15 protein-coding genes are annotated in these 23,128 nt (G+C 64.7%); 7 read left to right on the top strand and 8 right to left on the bottom strand.

What is annotated here, in order from left to right; genetic code table 11:
* The first annotated feature begins 47 nt into the window (after positions 1-47).
* The 3 genes from B9A23_RS04520 to B9A23_RS04510 are packed head-to-tail and all read left to right on the top strand — an operon-like array spanning position 48 to position 5,553.
* On the top strand, positions 48-2,657 hold the full coding sequence (locus tag B9A23_RS04520; RefSeq protein WP_084277669.1) for a TonB-dependent receptor: 2,610 nt from the start codon (positions 48-50) through the stop codon (positions 2,655-2,657).
* Complete coding sequence (locus B9A23_RS04515) at positions 2,657-4,174, top strand: tannase/feruloyl esterase family alpha/beta hydrolase (RefSeq protein ID WP_084277668.1); 1,518 nt, start codon at positions 2,657-2,659, stop codon at positions 4,172-4,174. Before B9A23_RS04520 ends, B9A23_RS04515 begins: the two co-directional genes overlap by 1 nt.
* Positions 4,171-5,553, top strand: a complete 1,383-nt coding sequence (locus B9A23_RS04510) for an MmgE/PrpD family protein (RefSeq protein ID WP_084277667.1) — start codon at positions 4,171-4,173, stop codon at positions 5,551-5,553. Before B9A23_RS04515 ends, B9A23_RS04510 begins: the two co-directional genes overlap by 4 nt.
* Here the strand turns inward: B9A23_RS04510 and B9A23_RS04505 are convergent.
* On the bottom strand, positions 5,538-6,044 hold the full coding sequence (locus B9A23_RS04505; RefSeq protein WP_084277666.1) for a GreA/GreB family elongation factor: 507 nt from the start codon (positions 6,042-6,044) through the stop codon (positions 5,538-5,540). The two genes, B9A23_RS04510 and B9A23_RS04505, sit on opposite strands and share 16 nt — an antisense overlap.
* A gap of 55 nt (positions 6,045-6,099) precedes the next feature.
* On the opposite strand from B9A23_RS04505, the gene ybaK reads away from it, so the two are divergent.
* The gene (gene ybaK / locus B9A23_RS04500; protein WP_084277665.1) at positions 6,100-6,576 is read left to right on the top strand and encodes a Cys-tRNA(Pro) deacylase; all 477 of its coding nucleotides are present in this window, start codon (positions 6,100-6,102) and stop codon (positions 6,574-6,576) included.
* A gap of 75 nt (positions 6,577-6,651) precedes the next feature.
* Here the strand turns inward: ybaK and B9A23_RS04495 are convergent, their stop codons facing one another.
* The 6 genes from B9A23_RS04495 to B9A23_RS04470 all read right to left on the bottom strand — a co-directional run bounded on the left by B9A23_RS04495 (position 6,652) and on the right by B9A23_RS04470 (position 16,762).
* Positions 6,652-9,414, bottom strand: a complete 2,763-nt coding sequence (locus B9A23_RS04495) for a TonB-dependent receptor plug domain-containing protein (RefSeq protein ID WP_084277664.1) — start codon at positions 9,412-9,414, stop codon at positions 6,652-6,654.
* A 279-nt stretch (positions 9,415-9,693) separates the two neighbouring features.
* Positions 9,694-10,464 (bottom strand): OmpA family protein, encoded by a 771-nt coding sequence (locus tag B9A23_RS04490; RefSeq protein ID WP_084277663.1) that lies wholly within the window; start codon positions 10,462-10,464, stop codon positions 9,694-9,696.
* Complete coding sequence (locus tag B9A23_RS04485) at positions 10,461-11,960, bottom strand: cytochrome c biogenesis protein ResB (protein ID WP_084277662.1); 1,500 nt, start codon at positions 11,958-11,960, stop codon at positions 10,461-10,463. The genes B9A23_RS04490 and B9A23_RS04485 overlap by 4 nt, the downstream gene beginning before the upstream one ends.
* 33 nt (positions 11,961-11,993) lie before the next feature.
* Positions 11,994-14,168: a TonB-dependent receptor gene (locus tag B9A23_RS04480; RefSeq protein WP_254894982.1), complete on the bottom strand. Its 2,175-nt coding sequence runs from the start codon at positions 14,166-14,168 to the stop codon at positions 11,994-11,996.
* Positions 14,169-14,288: 120 nt separating this feature from the next.
* Positions 14,289-15,458, bottom strand: coding sequence for a multidrug effflux MFS transporter (locus B9A23_RS04475; protein WP_254894981.1), 1,170 nt, complete (start codon positions 15,456-15,458; stop codon positions 14,289-14,291).
* The gene (locus B9A23_RS04470; protein WP_254894980.1) at positions 15,455-16,762 is read right to left on the bottom strand and encodes an MFS transporter; all 1,308 of its coding nucleotides are present in this window, start codon (positions 16,760-16,762) and stop codon (positions 15,455-15,457) included. Before B9A23_RS04470 ends, B9A23_RS04475 begins: the two co-directional genes overlap by 4 nt.
* 82 nt (positions 16,763-16,844) lie before the next feature.
* Between B9A23_RS04470 and B9A23_RS04465 the strand changes: the two genes are divergently transcribed.
* Both B9A23_RS04465 and B9A23_RS04460 read left to right on the top strand, forming a co-directional pair.
* Complete coding sequence (locus tag B9A23_RS04465) at positions 16,845-18,023, top strand: cytochrome P450 (RefSeq protein WP_139797321.1); 1,179 nt, start codon at positions 16,845-16,847, stop codon at positions 18,021-18,023.
* A 59-nt stretch (positions 18,024-18,082) separates the two neighbouring features.
* Positions 18,083-19,084 (top strand): LacI family DNA-binding transcriptional regulator, encoded by a 1,002-nt coding sequence (locus tag B9A23_RS04460; protein WP_084277658.1) that lies wholly within the window; start codon positions 18,083-18,085, stop codon positions 19,082-19,084.
* A gap of 89 nt (positions 19,085-19,173) precedes the next feature.
* Here the strand turns inward: B9A23_RS04460 and B9A23_RS04455 are convergent, their stop codons facing one another.
* Complete coding sequence (locus B9A23_RS04455) at positions 19,174-21,258, bottom strand: alpha-glucuronidase family glycosyl hydrolase (protein WP_084277657.1); 2,085 nt, start codon at positions 21,256-21,258, stop codon at positions 19,174-19,176.
* 137 nt (positions 21,259-21,395) lie between these two features.
* On the opposite strand from B9A23_RS04455, the gene B9A23_RS04450 reads away from it, so the two are divergent.
* Positions 21,396-23,030 carry a choline dehydrogenase gene (locus B9A23_RS04450; protein ID WP_084277656.1) on the top strand — a complete coding sequence of 545 codons (1,635 nt, stop codon included), beginning with the start codon at positions 21,396-21,398 and terminating at the stop codon, positions 23,028-23,030.
* The last annotated feature ends 98 nt before the right edge of the window (positions 23,031-23,128 follow it).

The following is a 23,128-nucleotide window of genomic DNA, read 5'->3' as shown; positions in this document are numbered from 1 at the left end:
CCCGGAAGAGCGCGCCGGGCCGTGAAGATACAAATGGGAGACTGAAAATGGGGAACCGGAACGCTCTGAAGGCGCTGCTTGCAGCCTCTTCTGCAATCGCTTGCATCACTGCTGTCCACGCGCAGGAAGCGCAGGATACGGCCACAACGACACCTGACGATCAGTCGATCGTCGTCACCGGCAGCCGTATCCGCGGCATTGCGCCCGTCGGCTCGAATGTCATCGCCATCGGCGCCGACGACATTGCCGAGCAGCCGGTCACCTCGACCAGCGACTTGCTGCGCCGTGTGCCGCAGGTCGTCTCATTGGGCGCCAACCGCAACGGCGGCTCGGCGCAGAACGGCGCGGCCAATGCGACACGTGGCGCCGGCATCAACCTGCGCGGCATCTCCACCAACGCCACGCTGCTGCTTTACGATGGTCGCCGCTTCCCGCCACAGGGTACGCAGGGCCAGTACACCGATCCTTCCGTGCTTCCTGCCATCGCGCTGGAGCGTGTCGAGGTCGTCGCCGATGGCGCTTCAGCGGTCTATGGCTCCGATGCCATCGCCGGCGTCGTCAACTTCATCCTGCGCCGCAATTTCGATGGCGTGGAAGTGCGCGCCCGCGCCGGGATGGCCGAGGGCGGATACACCGAAAAGCAGTTTGCCGGCATCCTTGGCAGGAAGTGGAACGGCGGTTCGGCGATGATTGCCGCCGAATACACGCATAACACCCACCTGCGCGGCTATGATCTTGATTTCTATCAGGACGACAACCGCGACCGCGGTGGGCGCGACTTGCGCGTGCAGAACTGCAACCCCGGCACGATCAGCCTCGGTGGCAGGACTTACGCGATCCCGCAGGGCGGTGCGACCACGGCTAACGCGGGTTCGCTGGTCGCCGGCACTGCCAACCGCTGCTTCTACAACGCGCTCGACACCGTGATTCCCGAACAGAAGCGCTATAACGTGACGGCGGCCGTCTCGCAGGACGTCGGCGATAGCGTGCGCCTGTTTGCCGACGGTTTCTATTCCTATCGCAACGGCACCATCGCCGGCATCAACAACATCAGCGCCACTGTTCGCAACACCAACCCGTTCTTCGTGACCCCCGTTCCGGGCACCACACAGGAAACGGTGCTGTGGTCGATGGTCCCGACGCTGGGGCCCGATTTCAATCCTTACCACGGTGAATCCTGGAACGTTGTGGGCGGGATGGAAGCCAAGCTGGTCGGTGACTTCAAGGCGACCGCCTATTACGCGCACGGTGAATCCGAGGACGTCGCCGATCGCCGACTTGGCGTGAACACCGCCGCGCTCAACGCCGCACTTGCCGACACCAACCCGGCCACTGCGCTCAACGTGTTCGGCGGTCCGAACAATCCGGCGACGCTGGCGAAGATCCGCGACAACCTGTTCGTCATCACCGGCCGGACCAAGCTCGATGTCGCCAACGTCCAGCTCGATGGATCGCTGTTCGATCTTCCCGGTGGCGCCGTCCGCGTCGCGCTGGGCGGCGAATATCGCGAGGAGTACACCTACACCGATCTCCTCACCGGGCAGGCCGCTACGCCGCGCAGCGTGGCCGATTCCGGCACGCGCAACGTGAAGGCCGTCTTCGGCGAACTCTTCGTGCCGATCGTTGGCAGCGGCAACGCCATGCCGGGGATCGAGCAGCTCTCGCTCTCGATCGCGGGCCGCTATGAAAAGTACAGCGATTTCGGCAGCACCACCAATCCCAAGATCGGCCTCACCTGGAAGCCGGTGGAAGCGCTCACATTGCGCGGCAGCTACGGCACCTCGTTCCGCGCGCCAACCTTCACGGAAGTTTCGACCATCGCGGGAGGGGCCGGGCTCTATTACGATACGCTGCCGGGCGCCTCGGGCAATCTCACTGGCATCGGCCTTGCTGGCGGCAATCCGGGTCTGAAGCCCGAGACGGCAACGACCTGGTCGGTCGGCGCCGAGTTCCGCCCGATCAGCGCGGTGCGCCTGTCGCTGACGTACTTCGATATCGACTACAAGGACCAGATCCAGGCGCTGCGCGGCACGCCGGGGATCCTCACAAATCCGCTCTACGCCTCGTTCGTGAAGCTGAACCCGACGCAGGCCGAAGTGAACGCGCTGATCGCCTCGGGCCTGCCGATCAACCAGCCGATCAATGCCAATGCCGTGCAGTTCATCGTCGATGGCCGTCGCCAGAACCTCGGCCGCTCGCGCGTGCGCGGGATCGACTTTGCCGCATATGCCAACTGGGACATCGGCGCGGTCAAGTTCGATGCGAGCGTGTCCGGCACATACTTCACCAAGTACCTGTTCCAGCCACTGCCGGGCGCTGCGGTCTCCAACGTCGTCGGCCTGATCAACTTCCCGCAGAAGTTCCGTTCGCAGGCGGACATCGGCGCGAAGCTGGGCATCTTCTCGGGCCGCCTGACATGGAACCACCTCGCGTCGTACACCAACACCACGGTCACGCCGATGCAGAAGGTTTCCAACTACGATACCTTCGATCTGGGCCTGAACGTCGAGGTCAACGAACGCCTGCGCATCGGCTTTGACGTGCGCAACTTGGCAAACGAGGACCCGCCGTTCGTTGATACCACGCGCGGCTATGATCCGCAGTCGGCCAACCCGATCCCGCGCATGTTCTCGATGACGGCAGGCGTGAAGTTCTGATGGCGGCGCTGCTATCGCTTTTGGCGGCGGCCACGGTCGCCAACGCCAGCCCCGGCGATTGCAGCGCGCTTGCCGGTGCCAGCGGAGACGTAGTGGTCGACAAGGCCACGGCGATCCCCGCGGGCGCTGCCTACAAGCCTAACGACAAGGCCACATTCTACAAGTCCGTTCCGGTCGATGCGCCGTTCTGCCGGGTTGAAGGGCGGATCGAGCGTACCATCGGCTTCGAACTGTGGTTGCCGATGGCGTGGAACGGCCGGTTGCTCGGCGCGGGCGTTGGCGGCGATGCCGGGGTGTTCAACTACCTCGACATGAGCCTGCGCGTGGCCCAGGGTTTCGCCACTGTCACCACAGACAGCGGCCACCGCATTACCGACACGCACTGGATGCGGGCACCCAAGGCCCGCACCGATTACGAGCACCGCGCCGTCCACCTTTCGGCGCTTGCGGCCAAGGATCTGGCTGCCCGCTTCTATGCAAGGCCGGTCAAGCGCAGCTACTTCACCGGCTGCTCGGGCGGCGGTCGCCAGGCGCTCAAGGAAATGCAGATCCATCCGCTCGATTACGACGGCGTTATTGCCGGTGCGCCGGGGCCCAACATGCCGTTGCAATCGGTGCGGATGATGTGGTTTGCCCTGGAAGCACAGCGCAAGCCGGCGGCCGCGCTCAGCGACGCCGATTGGTCGCTCTATGAAAGCGCCGTCACCCGCGCCTGCGATCCGCTGGACGGCAAGGTGGACGGCATCATCACCAACCCCCTTCAGTGCCGGTTCCGTACGGCCAAGCTCCTGTGCAAGCCCGGCCAGTCGGAGGGCTGCCTGACCCCGCCCAGGCTCGCCATGCTGAATGCCGTGATCGCCCCGCTGCGCGATGAACACGGCAAGGCGTTGGATCGCGGCCTGTTCCCTGCCGTTCGTACCCGTCCCGGCCCGCCATCGCCGCTGCTGCGGGCGATGTGGGCCGATGCCGCGCACAATGATCCCGATTGGGATGCGCTGACATTCAGCCGCACGGATGATCTGGCCACGATCAATCGCGTGATGCCGCAGCTTCGCGCAGACAGCACGGCGATAGCCCCTTTCCTGACCGCGAACCGCCGCGCCATCATCTATCAGGGCTGGCAGGACCCATCGACCAACGCCGGGCCGACGCTTGAATACTACGGCGCGCTCGCCCGCGATAACGGGGGTCTGGCGAAGCTCGCGGAAGCGGTCCGCCTGTTCATGGTGCCCGGCATGTACCACTGTCGCGGCGGGCCCGGCGTCGATACCTTCGGCGCGTCCGGCCACGCGCCTGTCAGCGAAAACCCGGCAAACGACATGCTCTGGGCGCTGATCCGCTGGGTCGAGCAGGGCGTTGCGCCAGCGCGCATCGAGGCCCGCAAGATCGCAGGCGAGTCCAGCTTCACCCGCCCGATCTGCGCTTTCCCCTCATCGGCCCGGCTTGAGCGCGGCGAGTGGACCTGTCGCCAAGATCCCGCCCTCCTGGCATGGCCCTCTGCCCGGCTGAAACGATGATCGATACTCTCAGCGACCTGCTCTGCCGCCACATCGCCATGGCCCGCTGGGAAGGCCTGCCCGATCCTGCCCGTGACGGTGCGCGCAACGCCGCGCTCGATGCGATCGGCGTGATCTACGCGGCAAGCGGTCTTGCGCCCGAGGCCGCGCCGTTCATCGCGCTTGCCCGCGCCAATGGGGCAGGTCCATGCACGATCATCGGCACGCACCACACTGTCCAGCCCTTCGGCGCCGCACTGGCCAACGGCGCGCTTGCCCATGCCGTGGATTATGAGGACGCCTTCGATCGCGCGCCTGCCCACCCCAATGCCTCGCTCGTCCCGGTGCTGCTGGCGCTGGCCCAGTCGCAAGGCCCAGTCGATGGACGCCGCTTCCTTACCGCGCTTGCAGTGGGCGGCGATGTGGCCTGCCGGATTGCGCTTTCGCTACGCCAGCCGATGGAGCAGGGCGGATGGTATCCCCCGCCGATCGTTGCCGCTTTCGGCGCAGTGGCGGGTGCGGCCAATCTGCTGGGCCTGTCCCCTCAGCAGACCAAGGATGCCCTCTCGCTGACCTTGTGCCAGGTAACGATGCCGGGCGAAATCAAGCACAGTCGCCGCACCACCTTGCGCGCGGTGCGGGAGGCCTTTCCCGCCCAAGCCGCGCTGACCTCCGCGTTGCTCGCGCGCGAAGGGGTGGACGGTTTCGAAGAGCCGCTGGAGGGCAAGTCCGCCTTCTTCGCACTTTATGCCGGCGGGCAGTTCGACCCTGCCGATCTGACCGATCGCCTCGGCACGCACTACTGGGGCAGTGAATTGACCTTCAAGCCCTGGCCTTCCTGCCGTGGCACGCACCCATTCATCGAAATGGCGCTGGATCTTTATGCGCGGCACGGCATTGCGCCGCCCGACATCGCCCACCTCGAAGTGACCGTCGATGGCATCCAGTCGATGCTGGTCGAACCGCTGGCGCGCAAGCAGGCACCCGAGACGGCCATCGACGCCAAGTTCTCGATCCCGTTCACCATCGCGCTGGCCCTCGTCCGCGGCGCGGTGCGGCTTGACGATTTCGACGCTGCCAGCCTCGCCGATCCCGAGGTTCTGGCCATGGCCACCCGCGTCAAGGCCCACGTCGAACCTCGGTCGACATGGCAACCCGGCGTCGGCGGCGCGATCAGGATCGTGCTGACCAATGGCGAAACCTGTGAAGCATGTCTGGAGAACGCGCTGGGCTGCCCGTCGCGCCCCCTCTCCGCAGCAGCGCAGCGGGCGAAGTTCGTCGATTGCGTCGGACGGGCGGCGGTGCCGGTCATGGCCGAGGCGGCTGACCGCCTTGCCGACGCCATCCTTGCGCTCGATACCCTGGCTGACGTCGGCGCGCTGTTTCAGCCGCCGGTGTAAGCGCCTTCGGCGTCAATCCTCGCCGGACGTACCGCCAGCACCTCAATCGCTTCGGCCTTGCCGCCAAAGTCCACCAGTTCGCCTTCCTCGGCCTCCATCATGGCGCGTGCAAGCGGCGCGGACCATGCGATCAGCCCGGCTGCAGGATCAGCCTCGTCGTCGCCGACGATTGTGATCCAGCGCGTCTTGCCATTGAGCCGGAAGTGCACCGAGCAGCCGAATGCCACGGCATCGCCATCGGGAGCCGACATCAACTCGGCCGTGGCCGCGCGCGTGCTCCAGTAGCGCAGTTCGCGCCGTGCCTTCTTCACCTCGGCCTCGTCCGCGCCCTCGGAAAGCAGCGCCTGTACCTTGTCATCGCAAGCTTCCACCTGCGCACGGATCAGGGCAAGGCCCCGCTCGGTCACCAGGTTTGGCCCCGGCGGGATCGGCAGCTCGAACACTGGCTCGAGATGCTCGTCATCACTTTCCCGGCGAAACGCAACACTCATTCACAAAACTCCAAACAGGCTGGCGTCCGTCAGGCGGCCCTGCCAAAGGACCGCTATGGCACAGGCAACCCGGGCAACGAAAGCGCTCGAACAGGCCGGTATCCGGTTCGAACTGCGCAGCTACGATTATGATCCCGATGCGGACTCCATCGGGCAGGCCGCCGCGTCCGCGCTGGGCGTGGAAACGGCGCAGGTGTTCAAGACGCTGATGGTGCTGATCGACGGCAAGGCTGCCTGCGCCATCGCGCCCAGCGACGGCGAAGTGTCGATGAAGCGCGTCGCCGCCGCATTGGGCGCAAAGTCTGCCACGATGATGCGCCCCGCCGATGCCGAACGCCTCACCGGCTACAAGGTCGGCGGGATAAGCCCGTTCGGCCAGACGAAGCGCGTGCCCGTCGTGATCGACGAGACCGCGCTGCTGTGGGACGCGATCTTCATAAACGGCGGACAGCGCGGGCTTCAGGTCTTCCTTGCCGGTGAGGACGCGGCAAGCGCTCTGGAAGCAGTGGTCGCCGATATCAGCGCAGCCTGATCCTACTGGCATTACGGCGGCGCTTCGATGCCGAAGCGCCGCCGTCCCCTGTTATGCGATCAGATGCCTACGTCCTTAGAACGTCACGCTGGCACGGGCGTAAAGATAGCGCCCGTTGAAGCCGAATGGCGAGAAGATCGAGAACGGAATGTACTGCTGGTTGGCAGGGTACGAACCGCCCACCGAGGCCGGACGCGGTCCGAAGGGCGAACGCGTCGGATAGACGTCGAACAGGTTGTCCGCGCCGATGGCGAAGGTCAGTCGCTCGGTCGGCTTGGCCTGCAGTTCGAGGTCGGTGATCCACTTGGCTTCAAGGAAGATATCGTCCGGCCCGTATTCGGTCAGGCTCGTCGGATTGGCGATGGGATTTGCCGATCCGGGCGAGGTGACCTTGCCATAGCGCGTGGTGCGGGCGGTGATGCCGAACATGCCGACAGTGCCATCGAGGCTGAGCACCACCTTGTCGCGCGGTTGGCCTTCGGTGAAGCGCAGGCCTTCGACGCGGCCGAACAGGATCAGGTTCGGAATGGTCGCCAGCGGGCCAAGATCGTTCTTGCGGGCAAGGATCTTCTGCTTGTTGTAGTTGTAGGCGGCGGTGAAGTTCCACCGACCGATGCCTTCGATCGGCAGGCGCCAGTTCAGCACGGCATCGACACCCTCGGTGCGGGTGTTCAGGCCGTTGATGAAGAAGCGCGCCGCGCCCACCGAGTTGAACCCGTTGGAATCGAGGATCGCCTTCACCGCGCTGTTGACCGCGGCCGTGCCGCTGCCCGCTGCACCGAGGTTTTCGGTCAGCACCACGCGGTCATTGATGCGGATGTTGTAGTAGTCGACCGTCAGCGTCAGGCCCGAAACCGGGCTGGCAGTGAAACCGCCCGAGAGGTTGAACGACTTTTCGGCCTTCAGGTCCTTCGAACCCAGCGCACGGGCAACCGGGCTGTTCACGGCCACGGTCGAGATGTCGACCGGCACGCCAGCGATGAAGTTGGTCGACGTGGTGGTGAAGTACTGCTGGTGCAGCGACGGCGCACGGAAGCCGTTTGAAACCGATCCACGCAGCGCGAAGCCTGGGACAAACTCGTAACGTGCGGCGAACTTGCCATTGAAGGTGCTGCCGAAGTCCGAGAAGTGTTCATACCGTGCAGCAGCCGTGGTCGTCAGGCCCGGGATCAGCTCGGCGTCAAGCTCGAGATACCCTGCAAACGAATGGCGGCCCTGGTTGGTCGCGCTGCTGGCAGGAAGGCCGGGGAAGCCTTGCGCGCCCGCACCGGCGGCACGGCCGGGGAAGCTGCAGATGCCGGTGCCGGCGTTGAACACGCCCGACTGCGCGGCGCAGTTGACCGCGGTCGTCGCGAAGGATGCGCGGAACAGCGGCCCGATCGCGTAGGACTGCAGTTCGCCCGGACGGATCTGGAACTTCTCGTCGCGATACTCGCCACCGAAGGCCACGGTCAGCGGGCTGGCCAGCCCCATGTCGAATTCGCGGCTGATGTCGAGGTTGGCAAGGAGCTGGCGATAGCGCAGGCCGCCGGCGTCGAAGCTGCGCTGGCTGGCAGGACCGAAGCTGGTGTTCAGCGAGTTCTCGACGCGATAGTCGAATTCGTTGCGGCCCCAGCCGAACGACCCGTCGACATTCCAGTCGCCGCTGGTGGTGCGCAGGCCCACGGTCGCGGCGCTGTCGGTCAGGTCCGACTGGATGAACGGCAGGAAGCCATCGGGCGTCAGCGCGACGAAGTTGGCGTTGTTGGGCGTCTGGTTGGGGGCAAGCGCGGAAAAGTCGCGGTTGGCCGCGGCATTCTGCTGGCGATAGTTTGCAGCGCTCAACGAATCGCGCTGGTTGAAGCTGGCGAACGTATAAAGCTCGAGCGAGTCACCCACCGGCACGGCCGCGTTGGCGAACAGGATGTAATCGTCGGCCTTCGGATCGCCGAAGCGGAATTGCAGGCGGTCGAAGCTTGCCTCACGCGGGTCGAACGTGGTTGCCGAAGGGCGGATGTAGTTCGGACGCAGGTCGAAGCCCTGGCGATTGGTGTAGCCGCGGTGGCGGTATTCGGCGGTCAGGTTGATGTAGCCACCGGCCGCGCCGAAGAAAGGCAGGCCGACGTTGGTCGCCACCGAATAGCTTTCGCCATCGCGCACCTTGCGGTCGCCATCGGTCTGCGCTTGCAGATAGCGGCTGTCGGTGGGGTCCAGCACAGGCTGGCCGTTGTTGGTGATCAGCCCGGTGACATTGGCGACGCCGTCGATAGTCGTGTCGTACTTGCCGTAGCTGATCGAGGCGCGGCCGCCTTCGCTGGCGCTCTTGAGGCGGATGTTGATCACGCCGGCGATGGCGTCAGACCCGTATTGCGACGATGCGCCATCGCGCAGCACTTCGATGCGATCGATCGCAAGGGCAGGGATCGAGTTCATGTCGACCGCTGCCGCGCCGCGGCCAACCGTGCCATTGATGTTGAGCAGCGCTGCCACGTGGCGGCGCTTGCCGTTGACCAGCACCAGCGTCTGGTCAGGCGAAAGGCCGCGCAGCGTGGCCGGGCGTAGCGCGTCCGAACCGTCGGCAATGGCGGGCTGCGGGAAGTTGAAGCTGGGCACCAGCTTGTTGAGGATCTTGTTGGTTTCGACCTGCCCGCCCTGCGTGATCGCAGCGTTGGTCAGCACGTCGACGGGGACTGGCGAATCCTCGACCGTGCGGGAGGATGTGCGCGTGCCGGTGACGATGATCGTCGGCTGATCGGTCTCAAGGGTATCGGTAGCGTCCTGCGCATGAACTGCGGCAGGCATCGCGAAGGCGAGCCCCGAAAGCGACGCAAGCAGGATTGCCCGGCTGGAACTGGACATGATCGACCTCATTTCGTGCTCAGCCGCCCTGTACGGCTGTTTCTTTTTGTGTCGTCTCTGATGAAACTGCTGAAACCGCGATTTCATTGCGAAATCAGCAGCTTCGCAAAATGTTTCCGAATTGCGACGGCGCATGGCTCGCACATCGGCCCCAGCCAGTCAATCTGATCAGAAGCATCAACCCCACAGGTGATGCGAATGTGCAACACCACTGGCGCAGCGCCAAAGGGAACGTTCGCTGCGGACGCCAGTGGCTGTCAGTTCTCAGGGCCTGGTGCCTCAGAAGAGCGCGCGGATCTCCACACGCCGCTGGCTTTGCCATGGCAGGCCGTCGGCCTCGGCATCGTCCGTGGGCTGCGCGCTCGGTTCCGACCGGACGTCCATCACAATGCCGGGCAACAGACGTCGCAGGGTTTCGGCAATCGCTTCGGCGCGTTCGCCCGCCACCTCCGGCCGCTCGGCCAGGGTCACGCCGCTCACCACTTGCGGCTCCGTCGCGGCAAAGCCGGTCACGATCAGGCGCTTGGGCTTGGCCGCCCTGATCCAGGTCACCGCATTGTCCACCAGCCAATCGTCGTACTGATAGACGAGGAAATCCTTGTCGAACTCGAAATAGACCGGAAAGACCCGCTCTGCATAAGGCCCGGCCGGTACTGGCCGGGTTACTGAAAGCGGCGCGATGTTGCGGCGGGGCAGCACGAACTTGCGCCCGGTGAAGCCTTCGGCCGGGATCATGTGCTGCACGCACGGCGTATCGAGCCGCGAAGTCCGCACCGGATCGAGGGTCGGCGCTCCACACGGCTTCGCCGCATCGGTCGATGGCCTGCCCTCAACCAGCATGGCGTAGTTCCAGTCCGGCTTGTAGGGGCTTTGGCTCACGTCCCAGCGCATGCCGGTGTCGCGGTCGTCGCCCAGCCAGCATCCGGATTTCTTGCCGGAATCCGTGTCGCGATAGACCGGGCACGCCACGAACCGCACCAGGTCGCCCGCCTCCGCTGCCTGGGTCGATCCGCAGCCGTACAGTGCTGCCAGAACCGCAAGCCGCTTCACAGCACGCTCATCAGGTTGACGAGATCCTGCTTCTCCTGCTCGGTATAGCCGATGGAGTAGCGCCGCTCGTAATAGTCGACCACGCCGCGCAGGTCCTTTGCCAAACCGTTGGAGAAATAGGGTGCGCGCGCCGAAAGCCCACGCATGGATTGCAGGGTGATCTTGCCAACGTCGGCGCACTTGCCCGAAGTCAGCGCAAAGCCCGGGTCATAGGTGTAGATTACCCTGCCATAGTGCGGATGCGGCCGCCCGGTGCAGGTTACCTTGAACAGCGGCAGGTCGGCCCAGGGATCGGCAAAGGGCAGGGTAGTGGTGCCAAGGTCCACCTGACCCGGTGCCACGTCGTTGCCCATCTGGCTCATGTTGTGGCAGAACACGCAGGAGTTGCGCACCGGATTGCCGAAGCCGATGCGGGAATTGATCCCGGCGGTATCGGTGATGAGGAAGGTCTTGTCGCGAAACACCTTCGCGCCGCGCGCCACTGATTGGCGGAAGGCCAGTTGCTCAGGCGTAAGCCTGGCCGCTTCCTCGGGCGGGATCGATTCCCAACCCTTGAACTCGCTCCACACCGGCTCGCCGATTGATCCCAGGGCGCCCGGTGCGCTGTCGCGAAGGCGGGCCGGGCCGGCCTTGGCACCGCCGCTGTCCACCGCGCCCCCCGCCTTGCTCACCTGCATCGCGGTAAATACGCGCAGTTCAAAGTCCTGCAGCCGCTTGCGCTGTGCAGGTGTCAGCCGCTTCAGCATGCCGAGGTGGCTGGATCCGGCATCCTCCATCTGCAGCCGCAGGTTGCCGGCGCGATTGTCGGCCATAAGGTTGCCGGATTGGGGCTTGCCGTCATCGGGGTCGAGCGGCAGCGCATAGCCCTGCTTGGGATCGTAGGGAAAGCCGACCGCCAACAGATACTTCATGTTCGCCACCGGGCGCGGCCGGCGATAGACCGAGATCCTGCCGGCTGCCGGTCCATAAACGCCCGAATTGCAGCCATTGGGGTCGCGCACCACCTCGATGGTAAAGTCCGGCGTCACCGGCTTGCCGTTGAAGCTCCTCACCGGCCAGGGGCGCTCGATGCGAAACAGCCCACGCTCGAGAAGCAGGGAATGGCTTTCACGCTTCTGTTGAGGCAGCGTCGGGCAGTTCGATCCATCGATCGCCGCGAACAGAGGGTCCTTGCCGCCGGTCCGCTCCCACTGGCGCTGCGCGCTGGCTACGGAAAGGCTCATCGCGTCGGCTGGCTGGTGACAGGTCACGCAGGCGCGGCCATTGGGGCCAAGCGGTTCGAAGAATGGATGGCCCTTGGTTTTCAGCGGCCCGCCCACCACCAGCGTGCGCAAGGTGCCATTCGCGTTGTCGTAATCGAGGACCGCCGGCAGGACCCGGCCCTCACCGGGTGCCCACCAGCGGTCTGGGGTGTCCCCGCCGCGAGCGCCGACCGACAAGGCCAGCACCAGCGCGCCGAGGGCAAGAGGCAAGGACCTTTGCGGGAGGAGTTGCATCAGCCCTTGTCCCCTTGTTCCTGGATCACGTGATCAGTTGCCGATTTCCACGCGCAGGCGCACGCCGAAGGTGCGGGGCGCGCCATAGATGATGCCGCCATCGGCGCTGGAGCTGTTCTGGATCTGCGAGGCGATATAGGTTTTGTTCGTCAGGTTGTTGATGAAGCCTTCCAGCTTGTACTTGCGCCCCATGTCCAGTGTCAGGCGCGCATCGAACAGGTTGCGGCCGGGCACCAGCGTGTTCGCGCTCGGGAACGGGGTGGCATACTGTTCGGCCACATAGGACCACTGCACCCGCGGCGTCAGATCGACCGATCCCAGCGAAAGCGTGTATTGCACGCCGGCATTCAGTGTCCATTCCGGCGAGAACGGCAGCACCCGGTCCTTGGGCACGAAGCGCAGGTTGGTGGGGCAGCCGGTATCGGTTCCGGGCGCATTGGTATCGGAAATGCAGGCCGAATTGGCGAACTTGGCATCGAGGTAGCCCACGCCCGCATTGGCGGCAAAGCCGCCGAACTGCGCGGTCAGCTCCAGTTCGCCGCCCCACGATTTGCCCGCCAGCGCGTTCTGGGTGACGGGCAACCCGCCGACCAGACTGGAAAGCTGGATGTCCTTGTAGTCGGAATAGAACACGTCGCCGTTCACGCGCAGGTGGCGGTCGAGCAGCTCGGTCTTGAGACCGGCTTCATACACGAAGTTGCGCTCCGGCTTGAAGTCCGGGGTATTGGGCGTCAGGTTCACGCCGCCGGCCTTGTACCCCTTTGACGCCGTGACATATACCATGCTGTCATTGCCGAAATGGTAGTTCACGCCGATCTTGCCGGTCAGCTGCTCTGACGTGGTCTCGCTGGTGAAGGGCAGGGTAAAGCCTGCGCCCGGCACGGCAAAGCGGGTATAGACCTGTTTGTCCCAGGAATAGCGTGCACCGGCCAGCACCTCGATCGCGTCGGTCAGGTAGTAGTTCACCTGCCCGAACACCGATTGCGAGGTGTTTTTGGCTTCGGTGATGATCGGGCTGTTCGACTGCACCAGATCACGCACGTTGCGGTTGTCGCGCAGCAGCGTTACCGGCACCTTCTCGTCCAGGACGAAAGCGCCGACGACCCACTGCAATGGCCCCTTGCCGGTGGACAGCAGGTTGGCCTCGCCGATCAGTGTCTTGAAGCGCGTGTCGCCATTGCTGACACGGCCGGGGAAACGTGCCGTGTTGGCGCCGCTGGTCGGCAGGTTCGCCGGCACCGGCAGGGCCGTCGCGGTGCGGTCGCCATCGGTCTGGTCGTGGGTATAGCCGTCCTGCCATGAAACCAGCCCGCGCGCCTGCACGCTGTCGGAAACGTCATAGCGTGCCTCGGCCGAGACGCGATATCCCGCCTGGTTCTGGAACGACAGGCCGTCTTCCTCGATCACGAACGGATCGCTGCTCACCTTGTCGTTGCGATTCTTCACCGCATTGTTGTCGCTGCGCACGTCGAAATATTCGCCGCGCACGTTGACGTTGAGCCGCCCGTCGGCCCCGCGCAGGCGCAAATTGGCGCGGATCGCGTCCATGTTCAGATTGCCGGGCTGGCTTTGCGCATTCGCCGCGATGTTGCGGGTGAAGCTGTCACGCTGCTCGTGCACACCGGCTACGCGCAGCGCCACGTTCTCGCCGCCGATGTTGGCAGCCACCACGGCGCGATAGCGGTCGTAATTGGCTACCGTCACGTCGCCTACGGCAAAGGTGCTGCCGAATTCGGGCTCAGGCGTGCGGACATAGAGTGCACCGCCGGTCGAGTTTTGCCCGGTCAGTGTGCCCTGCGGCCCGCGAAGTACTTCGATCGTGCCGATATCGAAGAAGGAATGGCCGATGAACTGCTCGTGCGGGATCAGCTGCCCGTCGATGTAATAGGCCACACCCGGATTGGACGTGGGCGCCGATTGCGCGATGCCGACGCCGCGGATGTTGATGTATGTCGATCGGTTGAAGGTGTTGATCGCGATCGAGGGCGCCACCTGCTGGATGTCGTTGAGATTGTTGACCCCCTTGCGCTGCAGTTCCTCGCCCGAAAGCACGGTGGCGGAAATCGGAATGTCCTGCAGGCTCTGCTCGCGGCGCTCCGCAGTCACGACGATTGCAGCAAGGCCGTCGCTGCTTTCGGCCTGCGCCTCCTGCGCGATGGCAGGCACGGCGATCAGGCTGGCTGCACTGCAAAGCAAGCTTGCGATCATGGCGCGCCGACGCGCAAATGGCATGAACATCGAGATTCCCCTCCGAATTACTGCTCTAGGCTATAACAGTGCAAATGACTCCGAATGTAAGCCCTTGCAAGCGGAAATTTGCGTGGCGCCTCAACGCAGTCGCGCCAGCGCACACAGCAGCGCCGTCCAGGTCGTGGTGACCAGCGCCAGGGCAAGGCGCAGCGGGTCGATCGGTGCGACAAGGCCAAGCAGGGTCATCGCTGAACCGCTGGCCAGCATCTGCAATGCCCCGGCAAGGCTGGTCGCCGTGGCGGCGAGACCGGCCTCGGAAAATGCCACAGCGTTGAAGGCGACCGGCCCCGCCAGCCCGGCGCCAAGTCCAAGCAGCATGACCGGAGCGATCAGCGGTACCACGCCTTCGATCCCGCCCAGCGCCAGCACCAACGCCGCAGTTGCCCCCATTGCCGAGCTCGCCGTGCCGACGATCAGTGCACTGAAGTGCCGCTCCACCGGCACGACCAGCCGGGTTCCGAAGATGCTCGCGCCAGCAACCCACAGCAGCGCCAGCCCGGCTTCGCCCGAAGTCAGGCCAAAGCGATGGACCAGCAGGAAGGGCGCCGCGCCCAGAAACATGTAAAGCCCGCTGCTTGCCGCCCCAAGCGTCGCCACGGTCAGCACGAACTGCCGGTTGCGCGCCAGCTTGGCGTAGGACGCGGCAAGTCCGCGCCCGCCGGGCCGGTTCTCTCGCGTGCCGGTTTCGGGCAGGCGCTTCCAGGCTGCCAGCAGCGCCGCACCTCCTGCAAGCGCCAGCATCACGAAAACGGCCCGCCAGCCGGCCAGATCCGCAACGGTGCCGCCGATCACCGGGGCAACCGCCGGCGAAATCAGCACGATCGTCATCAAGGTGGCTTGGACCCCGGCGGCGCGCTCTGGTCCGAAGACGTCGCCGACCATCACCCGAGCCGTCACCACGCCACAGGCTCCGCCGGCCGCTTGCACCAGCCGCGCAAGCAGCAGCGACTGCGGATCAGGCGCGATGCCCGCGACTACCCCGCCGAGAATGAACAGCGCCAAGCCTGCCAGCATTACCGGACGCCGCCCGATCCGGTCGATCAGGGGACCGGCGAGCAGTTGCCCCCCGGCCAGACCAGCCAGATAGACGCTGACCACTTGCTGCGCCTTGGCCTCTCCGATGGCAAAGTCCGCTGCGATCAGGGGCAGGGCGGGTACCAGCATGTGGATCGCCATCGATCCCATCGCCGCAATGGCCGCAAGCGTCAGGACCGTCGCGCGGTAACCCGGCGTGACCTGCTCGGTCACTGGCCAGACGCTCCGGCAATGCGCCGCGCGATCAGGGTCAGGACCGCGCAAAGCACGGCAATGCCGAACAGCAGCAGCGTTGGCGGGAAGAACGATCCGCTCGTCTCGCGCAGCCATCCCATCAGCGGCGGCACCGTTGCCCCTGCCAGGCTTCCGGTCATGTTGATCACGACGATGCCCATGGCAAGGCTGCCGGGAGAAAGCAGCCTTGTCGGGATCGCCCAGAATGCTGCCACCGTGCACCCGGTGCAGGCACCGCCGATCACCAGCGCGATCAGGCCCGGCAGGCCGGCGCCGAACAGGTTGGCCGCCAGAAGCCCGATGCCGCCGAGCAGGGCCGGTATCGCCACGTGCAGATATCGTTCGCCGGTGCGGTCCGAATGCCGGGCGTTGAGCACCAGCCCGATCCCGCTCGCGGCCCAGGGCAGCGCCACGATCAGGCCGGTTTCGGCAGCGCTCAGGCCTGACAGGCTCTTCACCACCTGCGGCAGCCAGAACATGATGCCGTAGTTCGATGCCAGGATGCAGAACCAGATCGCGGCGCAAAGCCAGCCCAGCGGTTCGCGCAGCACCGCCCAGCGCTCGCGCCGGTCCTCTAATGCCACCGGCTTGCTGGCACCCTTCACGTTCAGGGCGATCCAGTTGCGCTCGTCCGCGCGCAGCCAGCGCGCGTCGGCTGGCGTGTCGGGGAACCAGGCCCATGCGAACCCCGCAAGCGCCAGCGCGGGCAGGGCTTCGATCAGAAACATGAACCGCCAGCTCTCCATGCCCAGCGGACGCTCCAGATCGATCAGCCAGCCCGAAACAGGCGCGCCAATGACTTGCGCGACAGAGATCGACGTGATCGGAATGGCAAGGATCGAGGCGCGATAGCGCTCCGGTGCCCAAAGGCTGAGGTAAAGCATCAGCCCGGACGACAGGCCGCCTTCCGAAAAGCCGATGGCCACGCGCAAGGCATAGAGCTGCCATTCGTTGCTGACTGCAGCCATCAGGCACGAGCATAGCCCCCAGGCGGCGGTAATGGTCGCCAGCCAGCGCCGCAGGCCCACCGCTTCGTAGAACAGCACGCTCGGATACTTGGCGATCATGTAGCCGACGAACAGCACGCCGGCGCCGAAGCCGTATTGCGTGCCGGAAAGGCCAAGCGCGCGGTTCATCTCCAGCGCCGCGAAGCCGACATTGGTCCGGTCAATCGCGCCGATCAGGATATACAGCGCCGCGGGGATGACCAGCCTGCGGATAACCTTGCCGCCAACGCTGCTTTCCAGTGCATCGTCCTCGCGGCTCGCAACTTGGGCCGTCACGCATGCTCCCCTTGGTTCATATGTCTTGCAAACTGAATGATAGCGCTTGCATGGCTGAACATGCCTGCTTATGCAACCGCTCATGACTGACCGATTGCAGGATTTCGATCCGGAAGTTCCGGAAGACTTCGACAGCCCCCATGCCGAATATGCCCGCCTCCGCGCGCAATGCCCGGTTGCCTGGACCGAAGGCTTGGGCGGCTTCTGGGCGCTGACCCGCTATGAAGACGTGAAGCGGGCCGCTTCGGATTCGTCGACCTTCATCACTTCGTTGCAGAATGTCGTGCCCAAGGTTGCCTACACCGGGCGGCGGCCACCGCTGCATCTCGATCCACCGGAGCACACGCCCTACCGCAAGGCGCTGAATCCGCTGCTCTCGCTTGAGCGGGCCGAAACCTTCGCGCCGCGCGCCCGCGAATTGACCCGCGCCCTGCTTGAACCGATGGTGGCAAAGGGCGGCGGCGATATCTGCGTCGAATTGTCCAGTTATCTGCCGGTGCACGTGTTCGGCGAATGGATGCGAATTCCCGAAGACTGGCTCGATACGCTGCATGACAATGGCCGCGCTTTCATCCTTGCGGTCCATTCCAACCGGCCGGAGACGATGAAGGAAACCTCGCTTCGTCTCTATGAAATGGCTCGCGCGCTGATCGCGTTGCGGCACGCACATCCCCAGGACCCGGCGCTCGATCCCACCAGCGCGCTGCTCGAAGCCCGCCATGAGGGCGAGCCGCTGCCCGACGAACTGCTGGTCGGCACGGTGCGCCAGGTGCTCGTCGTCGGCATGGTCGCGCCGATGGTGATGATCGGTAACATCTGCGTCCACCTTTCGCGCGATCAGGCGCTGCAACAGCAATTGCGCGCCGATCCCTCGCTGATCCCGGCTGCAATCGAGGAATTCCTGCGTCTTTACACGCCCTATCGCGGCTTTGCCCGCACCGCCGTCTGCCCGGTGGAGATGGGTGGCCGCACGATCCCGCCGGCAGAGGCCATCGCCCTGATCTATGCCTCGGCCAATCGTGACGAAACGGTCTTTCCCGAACCCGACAAGTTCATTCTCGATCGTCCCAACATCTCTCAGCACCTTGCCTTCGGGCGCGGGCCACACAATTGCCCCGGGGTGCACCTGGGCCGCATGCAGTTGCGCGTGGCGCTCGAGGAGATCCTTGCCTCGACCAGTGCCTTCGATCTCGATGGGTCGGTCACCGTCAGCCGCTGGCCGGAAATCGGCGCGCTTTCGGTGCCCTTGCGCTTCTCCTGAACCGTAGCGGCGCAAGACAGCGATTGCATCCTTGCGCCGCGCCGCGCTAGCGTCGATCCATGAACGGAACGATCGACAAGACGCCGACCCTCGATGATGTGGCCGCACGGGCAGGTGTGTCCACCGCCACCGTCAGCCGCTTCATCAATAACCCTGAAGTCGTCGCTGCCGCCACGGCCGAGCGTATCCGTACCGCCATTGCCGAGACGGGCTACATCCCAAACCTTCTTGCCGGCGGGCTTGCCTCGAGCCGCTCGAAGATGGTGGCGGTGTTGATCCCCTATCTTACGGATTCGATCTTCAACGACACGATACAGGCCATGGTCGAGGAACTTTCCGCCGCCGGGACCACGGTCATGCTCGGGCTGACCGGTGTGTCGGAGGCGCGGACCGAGGACCTGATCCGGGCCGCGCTCAGCCGGCGGGTGGATGCGATCATCTTCACCGGGCCAGTCACGCCGCAGGTCGAAGCCATGGTGCGGCGCAGCCCCGCGCTGTTCATCCAAGTCTGGGAACTGCCTGAAGACCCGATCGGCATGGCTGTGGGCTTTTCGCATCACGCCGCCGGGCGCGATATCGCGCGTTTCCTGATGTCGCGCGGCTATCGACGCCCGCATCTGGTCACGGCCGTCGGCGCGCGCGCCAACATGCGGCGGCAGGGCTTTGTCGAGGAGTGGCAGACCTCGGGCCACGATGCGCTGACCGAATCCGAAGTGGAGGTCCCATCGCGCTTTGGCCATGCCCGCCGGATCTTCGCCGAGGTGCGTCGCCTGCCGCAGATGCCGGATGTGGTCGTTTGCGGGTCCGACTATCTTGCCCAAGGCGTCATCGTCGAGGCATTGGCCGCCGGCCTGCGCGTGCCGGACGACATCGCCGTTGTCGGCTTCGGCAACAACTCCATCGCCGGCGAAATGCGCCCGACAATTACGTCAGTCGAAGTCGATGGTGCGCGCATCGCCCGCGAGGCGATTGCCGCAATCCGCAAGCACCGCCCCAACCAGGCTCCGGCAGAGCGCTGGGTGGACGTCGGCTTCCGACTGGTCGCTCGTGAAAGCGCATAAGCCTGATTAATCAGATACTTGCGATATAACATTTTTCGGCACAAATCGTTTCCCCGGGGAAACATCTGATAGAACAAAGCAAGAACTGCCTAGCGCGGTCCACCCGGTGCGAATGGGAAATGCTGCTGCTTGTACCAGGACAGATCGTGGTCCGGCTTTCGCACTCCAGCCGGCAAGGCAAGACCATTGATCGACATCCAGTAAGCGAGGCTGGCATCGCGCCACCAGCGTGCCTCACGCTGCTGGATGCCGAGATAGGCATCGGTCTTGGTCCACCGTTCTGCATCGACCTGCGGTTTGAGGCTGGCCCATTCGCGCCGCAGCAGGTCAACCTCCGCTACGCCGTGATCATAACGTCGGACCATCGCTTGCCACAAAGTCTCGCCGCCTGGCATCGGGTAGGTCCACGGCACGTGGTGGAACCACAGCAGCAATTCCGGGGGCGTCGTCTCCGGGCGGGCAAGGCGGGCGGCGAGGCCGGGGGCATATTGCGCCACCGTGTTGCTGCCGCGCGCCGTGCGATCGAAGCCGATCCCGTTGCGGTCGGCGCGATGATAGTAGACGGGGTTCCATTCCGGCCGCTTCAGGTCATCGATCCACGGTCCCGGGCCATAGTGGTGATCGCTGCCGAACAGGTGGGCAAGGCCGAAGGGGCCGGTATAGTCGACTACCGCCTCGCGCGATCGCATCATCATGGCAACGATCTTGTCGGTGGCCGCGGGTGGCAGGCCGAAGGTCTGCAATGTCCACTCCCGCGCAATGGCCCGGGGGTCGAGCGTGAAGTCCCATGCCAGCCTGCCAAAGGCGTACCAGTTTGCCTGGTTGAAAGTGCTGCCGGACCAGTCCCGGTCACGCCCGACGTTGGCGACGCCGGCGATGGCAGCAAGGCTCGATCCCATTGTCTCACCCGCCCTGCGCTCGGTTGGCGTATCCAGCGCCTCTGCAAATAGCGGGCCGAGATAGGCAAGATGGGTGGCGAAGCCGAGATACTCCTTGGTCACCTGAAATTCGGCAGCCAGTCTTGTCGCCGGCATGGCGCCGAACAGGGGGTGCATCGGCTCGCGCGGCTGAAAATCGATCGGCCCGTTTTTGACCTGGACGATCACGTTGCTGGAAAACTTCCCGTCGAGCGGCTTGAACTCGGCATAGGCCTGGCTTGCCCGGTCGGTCGGGTCGGTCTCGGCATAGACGAAAGCGCGCCACATCACCACGCCGCCATGGGGGGCAAGCGCTGCGGCAAGCATGTTGGCACCATCGGCGTGGCTGGCGCCATAGTCGCGCGGGCCGGGCTGCCCTTCGCTGTTGGCCTTGACGAGGAAGCCGCCGAAATCGGGAATGGCCCGGTAGATCTCGTCCGCCTTGGCTTGCCACCATGCCGCAGCGGCTGGATTGCGCGGATCGGCCGTCTTGAGACCGCCCAGTTCCATCGGCGCGGAAAAGCGTGCCGAAAGATAGACGCGCAGACCATAGGGCCGAAAAACGTCCGCCAGCGCCGCGGCCTTGGCGATATAGGCCGCACTCAGGCTGTCGGCCTTGGCGTTCACGTTGTTGAGCACCACGCCGTTGATCCCGATCGAGGCATTGGCGCGGGCATAGTCGGCGTAGCGGGGGTCCTTGTAGTCCGGCAGCGTCCACCAGTCCCACAGCGATTGCCCGGCATATCCGCGCTCTACCGAACCATCGAGATTGTCCCAGTGATCGAGCACGCGCACGGGGATGCGGGGCGTCGATGCCAGTGTAAGGTTGGCGGTATCGCCACCGGCCCGAGCGTGGCGAAGCAGTGCGAAGGCGCCGTAAAGTACTGCAACGTCGGTGTTTCCCGTGACGATGGTCAGCCGCTGGCCCGAAAGCGTGACACTGTGTACGAGATAGCCTTCGTTGCCGAGCTGGTCGGTAGCAAGCTTGAGCGGCGCAAGCGCTGGCTCCCCCGCCCGCGCGAGGAGAACCGGAGTAGCTTCTCGGGGCAACCCCTTGCGCAGTTCCTCAGCCGCGATGGCAAGGGTGCGGGACGTGCCGATGACCTCGACTTTCGCCGCAGCCGCCGTTGGTCCTTGCGGGCCGAGCCACAGATCGTAGCCATCGTTGGCGCGTGCCGGAGGTGCTGTGGCCGCGCCAACAAGCAGCGCAGAGGCTGCAAGACCTGCGCGAATCCACAGAGGCCGTGCACTGTTCATCTGACATCCTCTTCCACCGTTATGGTAGCGGTATCATCGGAAGGTCGCCTGGGGCAACCCGCTGCTTGCGCTTAATCGCACGATTAATTACCCAGATGTCAGTAACCGGGCGGTGGATTCGGGAAGAGGACGCGCAGATGGGCGAAGATCAGTTCGATTATATCGTGATCGGTGCAGGCAGCGCGGGCTCGGTATTGGCCGCGCGGCTTTCCGAAGATCCGCAGGTGCGGGTTCTCCTGCTTGAGGCAGGCGGGCGCAACACATCGGTGCTGGTGCGGATGCCGGCGGGCGTCGGCACGCTGATCAAGCAGAAGAGTAAGCACAATTGGGGCTTCTGGTCCGAGCCAGAATCGCACATGGACGGGCGGCGCATGTGGCACCCGCGCGGCAAGGGGCTTGGTGGATCGTCCGCGATCAATGGCATGGTCTACATTCGGGGCCATGCGCGCGACTACGACCAGTGGCGGCAGATGGGCCTCCAAGGTTGGTCCTACGCCGACGTCCTGCCCTATTTCAAGAAAGCCGAGGATTACTGCGGCGGGGCCGGGGAATTTCACGGCGCGGGCGGACCGCTCAAGGTCAACTGGGGCGAGAATTCGGACCACCCGCTCTACCGCGGGATCATCGAGGCAGGCCGGCAGGCAGGGCACAAGGTGACGCCTGATTTCAACGGCGCCGATCAGGAGGGCTTCGGCCGTTACCAGCTTACCATCAACGATGGCCAGCGCTGGAGCGCGGCGCGCGGATATCTGACGCCGATCGCCGGGCAGCGCCGCAACCTTTCCATCGTGACCGGCGCGCGGGTCCACCGCATCGTGATCGAGAACGGGCGCGCAAGCGGGGTCGAATACAGCCTCGGCAAGGGCAAGACGCTGCAGCGGGCCAAGGCCGCCCGCGAAGTGCTGCTGTGCGCCGGTGCCTTCCAGTCACCCCAGATCCTTCAGCTTTCAGGCATTGGCGATCCCGAACAGCTGAAGGCGCAGGGCATTTCACCAGTCCACACTCTGAGAGGCGTCGGCTCCAATCTTCAGGACCATCTTGATGTCACGCTCAACTGGACCTGCACCCAGCCGATCTCGCTTTACAACGAGATAAAGGGGCTGGGCCAGTTGAAGGTCGGGCTGCAATACTTGCTGAGCGGCAAGGGCACCGGGCGTCAGAACGGGCTGGAAGCAGGCGCATTCCTCAAGTCACGACCCGATCTTGACCGGCCTGACCTGCAGATTCACTTCGTGATCGCGATCATGCAGGAACATGCCAAGGTCAAGGCCAACCGGGACGGCTTCACCATCCATGTCTGCCAGTTGCGCCCGGAAAGCCGGGGGCAGGTCAGGCTCGCGTCGAACGATCCCTACGATGACCCGTCCATTGTCGCCAATTTCTTGGCCACTGAAGAAGACCGGCGGGCCGTTCGCGCAGGCATTCGCATTGCCCGCGACGTGGCTGCCCAGGACGCGCTGGCGCCCTATCGCGGTGAGGAAATATGGCCGGGACCTCAGGTCCAGTCTGACGCTGACATCGATGCGTGGGTGCGAGCAAAGGGCGAGACGATCTATCACCCGGTCGGCACGGCGCGAATGGGCATGCGCGACGATCCGCTGGCCGTGGTGGACAAGGACTGCCGGGTCATCGGCCTTGAAGGCCTACGCGTTGTCGATGCTTCGGTCATGCCGACGCTGATCGGCGGCAACACCAACGCCCCGACGATCATGATCGCCGAGAAGATCGCGGACGTGATCAGGGGACGCGAGGTGTTGCCTGCCGTTGCCTGACTGCACCGATGGCCTTCCACACTACGTAGGTCTACGGATTTCGACGGCGCGTTAATTCAATCGTTTCAACGCATTGTCATGCGATATTAACACCTTTG

It is taken from the genome of Novosphingobium sp. B1, assembly GCF_900176395.1.
Classification (GTDB): Bacteria; Pseudomonadota; Alphaproteobacteria; order Sphingomonadales; family Sphingomonadaceae; genus Novosphingobium.
The sequence above is the reverse complement of the archived record's forward strand: the minus strand, read 5'-3'. Positions and strand labels throughout refer to the sequence as shown.